Genomic DNA, 5,629 nt, shown 5'->3' with positions numbered 1-5,629 from the left:
CGGGAGTCGATTGTACCTGAAATCGGTGGGCTAACCGCAAGGAGGCAGCCGCTTATGGTATGGTCGGTAACTGGGGTGAAGTCGTAACAAGGTAGCCGTAGGGGAACCTGCGGCTGGATCACCTCCTTTCTAAGGAGCCTTGTCCGCCATTCGGCGGGAAGGCGGCGGATGGTCCGCAGGCGAGCGGCGCTGCTGTTTGGTTGTTGACATAGAGACCCGACCTCGAAAGGGGCCGGGTTTTTTGCGTGCTGTGCCCTGCAGGACATCAACGGGTTTTCCACTGATTTCCCCGTGACACCCCCTGTCGGCCGTGGTAAAAAGAGGCATTTCCTACGGGGGACCTGCCATGCATCTTTCCTCGGCCATAAGCTCAATATTGTGCTAGGTTTTCGATGGTTTACTGGCAATCGACCCCTATTGTGCCGCCACTTCACTACGTCCCCGCCTACATATTTTGACATTTGGACAAGTGCGCCGATGGGGGGACGAGGCGGCATGGCGCAAAAGGGATTTCGACAACTTGTGGTGGAGGTTTAGCGGCGGCAGTGTGAGCCGGACGCGGTGGCCATTTTCGAGGGGCAGGGCTGACAGGCAGGAGGGGATAATCATGGGTAACGTAAAGCTTTTCGAATCAAAGCAGATACGCTCAATATGGGATGAGAGGGAACAACGGTGGTATTTTTCTGTTGTTGATGTGGTCGCGGCATTGACCGACAGTCCCAATCCCAGGGATTACTGGTACCGGATAAAACAGCGGGAAAAGATCAGCGGCATCGAACTGTCGACAATTTGTCGACAGTTCAAACTTGCAGCCCCGGACGGGAAGCTGCGTATGACAGACTGTTCCCATGCCGAAGGACTGTTGCGCATCATCCAGTCCATTCCATCCCCCAAGGCTGAGCCGTTCAAGCTCTGGCTGGCGCGGGTCGGCTATGAGCGGCTGGAGGAGATCGAAAACCCCGAGCTGGCAGCGCGGCGCATGCGCGAGCTGTACAAGGCCAAAGGCTACAGCGATGCTTGGATCGAAAAACGGGTGCGCGGCATCGCCATCCGCGACGAACTGACCAACGAGTGGAAGCAGCGTGGAGTGAAGGAGAGCCGGGAATTCTCCATCCTGACCGCCGAGATCAGCCGTGCCACCTTCGGCATGACACCCTCCGAATACAAGGAATTAAAGGCGCTGGACAAGCAACGGGACAATCTGCGCGACCACATGACCGACTTGGAACTGATCTTCACCATGCTGGGGGAAGCATCCACCACCGAGATCGCCCGCAACCGCGACGCCTTGGGGTATGAGGAAAACTTTGGCGCCGCCGTTGAAGGAGGGACCGTAGCCGGCAATGCTCGACGCGACCTGGAGCTGAAATCCGGGCGCCGCGTCTCCACGCGGGAGAACTTCAAGGAGATACCGGAGGCGGTAAAGAGGAAGCAAATCAAAGAAAAAGGCGATGCGTGAGCGCAACGCCCGCCTGATGCGCACGATGGAAAGATGGACGAGCGGGATGCCCATGAGTTTATGAGTTTCCTTCCCTCCGGAGCCTACTTGTGGGGTAGGACCAAGTCAAGTCATTGAAATATTGGCGATTTATATCCGAAAAAGGTTGCAGAGGAGGCTTGCAGGTCGATTTTCGGGGCCGAAATCCCGCCCTTCACGAGACGTTGGAAACCATCTCGCAGGGCTGGCACGAGGGGAGACACGACCCCTGGCCGTACATCAACTATCTGCTGTTCGTTCTGAAGGGGGCTTACCGGGAATTCATCGAGCGCGTGGGGGAAGTAAAGGCGCCGCGCGGCGCCAAAACCGAGCAGGCCCTGGCGGCCCTCAACCGCCCCTTCTCCTTGGCCGAGCTGAAGAGCCATTGCCCGGCAGTGAGCCGGGATATGCTGCGCCGCCTCCTGCGCGCTGGACAGCAGGCCGGCCGCCTGGAATGTCTGGGCCGCGGTCCCGGTGCCCAATGGGCCAAGAAAGGGTAATATCTTCAAGAGAGGGTAATAATAAGGGTAATTTGGTAATTTTGACAGCCGCATACGGCCAACACGCCATCCTCTTCGGCAACGTTTGACAGTGCATACCATTGTGCATACAATGAAGCCATGAAAATTGTCCGGGATTCAGTTATGAAAAATAGTTCTGATCCGATGCACGACAAATTCAAGGACGACGATTTCGCCGACGCCAAGCCGGTGGCCGAAACTCCGCCTCTGGCCAAGCTGCAGGCCGAAGCCGGCGGGAAAATCCGCATCACCATGCGCGTGGACAATGACGTTCTGGCGATCTTCAAAGCTCGGGCCGAGATGTGCGGCGGCAACTATCAGACCCTGATGAACGAGGCCTTGAAGCAGTTCGCTCATGGTCTGAAACTCTCGGACGTGGTGCGCGAGGCGGTCCACGAAAGCCTCGAAACCTATCTTGGCTCTTCCGGCGCCGGGAAGAAACATCGTGAGAAAAAGCGTTCGTCTTGAAGATTCGGGTGACTGGGGTTTGAGAACGAACTGTGCTTTTGCACAGTTGCGTTTCGTGAAATCGGGACTCATTTCTTACGAATCCTCACGTGCATTTTTCCTGACGAACCCGATATATTGAAAACCATCGAAGGGTTGTTGTGGCAGGCAACCCGGAGATAAATCAAAGGTCTGCCGTGGCAGGCGGACTTCAAACAGCCTTCTTCAAAACCTCCGGAAAAGAATTTCGCCCCATGGCTCTGCCCTCCCAGAGTTGTGGGGCTTTTTTTGTAACCCAATCCAAAAAAACAAGGGCTTAGCCGGTTTCAGGTCTGGTTGGAATTGCCATGAAAGGAGTGGAAATATGGAAATCAAATTAGCGGAAGCGATCGTTGAAGCTTGCTCGCAGCACGGAGTCAAGGCCGTTTTGCAAGAAAATTATTCGGCCTCCTGGATGCGTGGACGAAAGACTATCGGTGTCGAGATCGTGAATGGAGATTTGGCCCAGGTTTTAACAGCCGTGATTGCCAGCCCCCAGCTTTTTATGGATGGCGAACGGGCTAAATTCACTACAGAAAACAGACTTTCCGTCAGTACTTTTCGGCTTAGCCTAATCCTTTACTAGATCTGTCAATTCGCATTCGAGGCGAGGCATGCTTCGCCCCTACGATGCGCCTCTTGCTCTTTTCAGCAGCGCCACCACCTCCTCGTCGCTCACCTGGGTGAAGTCCCGGTAGAACTGTCCCACCGCGGCGAACCAGGCCGGCGTATCGAGGCAGATCCATTCGTCCACCGTCGGTGCAATCTCCCGCGCCGTGCTGGGGGGCGCCACCGGCACCGCCACCACCAGCTTCGCCAATCCCTCCCGTTTCAGGGTCGCCACCGCCGCCTTCATGGTGGCACCGGTGGCGACGCCGTCGTCCACCAGCAGGACCGTCTTCGCCGCCAGCGAACCGATCGCCTGGCCGTCCCGGTAGACGGCGAGGCGCCGGACGATCTCCTGCCGCTGCCTTTCGGTTTCTCCGTCGAGATACTCCTGCGAGATGCGCTGCATCGCGATGACGTCCTCGTTGAGCACTATCGTGCCGGTCTCCGAGACGGCGCCGGCGGCCAGTTCGGGGTTGCCGGGCGTGCCGATCTTGCGGACGATCAGGACGTCGAGCGGGCAGCCCAGCTCCCGGGCGATCTCGAAACCGACCGTCACCCCGCCCCGGGGCAGAGCCAGCACCAGCAGATTCTCCCTGCCCCGGTAGTCCTGGAGGCTGGCAGCCAGTTGTTGGCCGGCTTCCTGCCGGTTCTGAAAGACGATGGCCATGATAATTCCCTCCTTTGTGCCCGATTTCATTTCAAGATAGCAGAAAATACGTACTCTGCCGGACCGGGCGGCGCCTTTCCGGTCTGATAAAATGGCTTCAGGGAAACCTTTCACCCTGCGCCAAAACTCCGTAGGGTCTGCTTTGGAATCCGTCCCAACACGGAGAAATGGGAGAAGGAAAACGCATGACCTTGAATCCCTGCCACCTGTTTATCACCGGCCAGCCCGGCTGCGGCAAGACCACCCTGATCCGCCGGCTGGCCGAGAGCCTCATCGATCTGCGGCCGGGGGTGCGGGAGGCCATCCTGCCCGCCGTCCGCCAGGGTCTGACCCGTCGCTTCGGGGACAGGTAGGGATTTCCCCCTGCAAATAGGGGAAATCCCCCCATTGAATTCCTTGTTATCATGGGTATAAAGTTATCCAATGAACGCCGACTGAAGGTCCTTTCATTGGCAGGAACCGGGGATCGAAACATGCAACAGGCCTTTCTGCTGGTCGTCGCCGAAAGCGACTTGCACGATGTTTACCGCCACCTGCCTCTGGGCGGGAAGGTGCAGCTGACCGTCGCCGGCAAGGCCATCACCATGCTGCAGAAAGAGCAATGGGACCTGGTACTTCTCGACGCCGGTTCCGATCCCGCCTCCGCCCTGGAACTGTTGCATCAGATCAAGTCCTCCATCCCCGCCGTCCCGGTACTTTTCCTGGCCGAAACGGGCTCGGAAGAGCTGGCCGTCAGCGCCTTCCGCCTCGGTGCCCGCGACTATCTCCGGCGTCCCTTCGACGTGGTCAGGCTCAAGGCCCATGTCGACAATCTCCTGGGCTTGCGCAGGAGAGGCGGGGAAAGGCGTGTTTGCGTCCCTCTGGATGAAGACCTCGCCGGCCCGGCCCGAAAGGCCGCCGCAGAGCCCTATCTCCCGCCGAACATCCTCCGCGTCCTCGTCCACATGGAAGAGCATCTCCAGGAGAGCCTCTGCCTGGATACCATGGCCCGGGAGGCGGGACTCAGTCCCCATCATTTCTGCCGGACCTTCCGGGAGTTGCTTGGAATGAGCCCGATGCGCTTCGTCTGCTATCAGCGGGTGCAGAAGGCGAAGCGGCTGCTGCAAAGAGACGATCTCAACATCTCCGCCGTGGCCGCAAAATCAGGCTTCGGCAGCCTGAACAACATGTCCCGGTGGTTCAGGGTCTTCGAAGGCACCACCCCCTCTTATTACCGTTTCTCTCGCCAAAAGCCCCGCACGACCTAGCGTTCCGCCATTCTGCCCTGGATATCGCACCAATTCTGAGACTGTAGAAATGCGTCCACCTTTCCCTCCGGAGAGGATGCCATTCTGTCCGATGAAATTGGAAATCAATCTTATTTATTGATAATTTCTAGTGAAAGAAAAGCAATTCTGAGGGAGAAAAAATTCTTTTGAGCGATATAAGAACATTCAACGTTTTATTTATCCAGAGCAGTTCCCGGTGAGCAGGAAAAAATGGGTTGTTTTCACGGAATGCCGCAAGGAAGGGGGGTGGGGGACCGGTAAGCCAAAGAATCGATCGTAAAAAGAGAGGCGGGAGATTCCGGAGAGCCGGACCTCCTCATCCGCAAACCCGTTCGTAGAATTCAAGGAGGAACCCAATGAAACAGAAGCTTTTCCCCTGGCAAGCCGGTTTCCTGGCGGCAGCGTCGGTGCTGCTGATCGGGGTCGGCAGCGGCCTGGCGGAGCCGCTGCCCGGCGGCACGCTCGACGTGACCACCGTCCCGAAGTTCGTGACGCCGCTGCAGATCCCACCACCGATGCCCACCACCGGCACGGCAAACAATTATGAAATAGAAGTGGTCCAGTTCGAGCAGAACATCCTGCCGGCCGGATACAACAAGAC

8 protein-coding genes and 1 rRNA gene are annotated in these 5,629 nt (G+C 57.6%); 8 read left to right on the top strand and 1 reads right to left on the bottom strand.

Annotated elements, in window-relative coordinates; translation table 11 throughout:
• From VD811_14795 to VD811_14775, 5 genes are all read left to right on the top strand, one after another.
• Window positions 1–129, top strand: a 16S ribosomal RNA gene (locus VD811_14795); the annotation flags it as partial.
• A 478-nt stretch (window positions 130–607) separates the two neighbouring features.
• The gene (locus VD811_14790) at window positions 608–1,459 is read left to right on the top strand and encodes a Bro-N domain-containing protein (protein ID HXV22250.1); all 852 of its coding nucleotides are present in this window, start codon (window positions 608–610) and stop codon (window positions 1,457–1,459) included.
• 203 nt (window positions 1,460–1,662) lie between these two features.
• On the top strand, window positions 1,663–1,977 hold the full coding sequence (locus VD811_14785) for a hypothetical protein (GenBank protein ID HXV22249.1): 315 nt from the start codon (window positions 1,663–1,665) through the stop codon (window positions 1,975–1,977).
• A 144-nt stretch (window positions 1,978–2,121) separates the two neighbouring features.
• Window positions 2,122–2,466 (top strand): BrnA antitoxin family protein, encoded by a 345-nt coding sequence (locus VD811_14780; protein ID HXV22248.1) that lies wholly within the window; start codon window positions 2,122–2,124, stop codon window positions 2,464–2,466.
• Window positions 2,467–2,809: 343 nt separating this feature from the next.
• Window positions 2,810–3,070: a hypothetical protein gene (locus tag VD811_14775; GenBank protein HXV22247.1), complete on the top strand. Its 261-nt coding sequence runs from the start codon at window positions 2,810–2,812 to the stop codon at window positions 3,068–3,070.
• Between the two features lie 39 nt (window positions 3,071–3,109).
• Here the strand turns inward: VD811_14775 and VD811_14770 are convergent, their stop codons facing one another.
• Window positions 3,110–3,760: a phosphoribosyltransferase gene (locus VD811_14770; GenBank protein ID HXV22246.1), complete on the bottom strand. Its 651-nt coding sequence runs from the start codon at window positions 3,758–3,760 to the stop codon at window positions 3,110–3,112.
• Between the two features lie 185 nt (window positions 3,761–3,945).
• Here VD811_14770 and VD811_14765 point away from each other — a divergent pair, with 185 nt between their 5' ends.
• The 3 genes from VD811_14765 to VD811_14755 form a co-directional block, all read left to right on the top strand.
• A complete protein-coding gene (locus VD811_14765) occupies window positions 3,946–4,113 on the top strand; it encodes a nucleoside-triphosphatase (GenBank protein HXV22245.1) in 168 nt (55 codons plus the stop codon).
• 120 nt (window positions 4,114–4,233) lie between these two features.
• On the top strand, window positions 4,234–5,007 hold the full coding sequence (locus VD811_14760; protein ID HXV22244.1) for a DNA-binding response regulator: 774 nt from the start codon (window positions 4,234–4,236) through the stop codon (window positions 5,005–5,007).
• Window positions 5,008–5,384: 377 nt separating this feature from the next.
• The coding region (locus VD811_14755; protein ID HXV22243.1) for a hypothetical protein at window positions 5,385–5,629 on the top strand (245 nt) is incomplete at its 3' end.

It is taken from the genome of Desulfuromonadales bacterium (genome assembly GCA_035620395.1).
GTDB lineage: Bacteria > Desulfobacterota > Desulfuromonadia > Desulfuromonadales > DASPGW01 > DASPGW01.
This window is presented reverse-complemented; position numbering and strand designations above follow the sequence as displayed.

Coding starts and splice junctions, on each gene's coding strand:
- VD811_14790 (HXV22250.1), top strand. CDS start 608: ATGGGTAACGTAAAGCTTTTCGAATCAAAGCAGATACGCTCAATATGG.
- VD811_14780 (HXV22248.1), top strand. CDS start 2,122: ATGAAAAATAGTTCTGATCCGATGCACGACAAATTCAAGGACGACGAT.
- VD811_14775 (HXV22247.1), top strand. CDS start 2,810: ATGGAAATCAAATTAGCGGAAGCGATCGTTGAAGCTTGCTCGCAGCAC.
- VD811_14770 (HXV22246.1), bottom strand. CDS start 3,760: ATGGCCATCGTCTTTCAGAACCGGCAGGAAGCCGGCCAACAACTGGCT.
- VD811_14765 (HXV22245.1), top strand. CDS start 3,946: ATGACCTTGAATCCCTGCCACCTGTTTATCACCGGCCAGCCCGGCTGC.
- VD811_14760 (HXV22244.1), top strand. CDS start 4,234: ATGCAACAGGCCTTTCTGCTGGTCGTCGCCGAAAGCGACTTGCACGAT.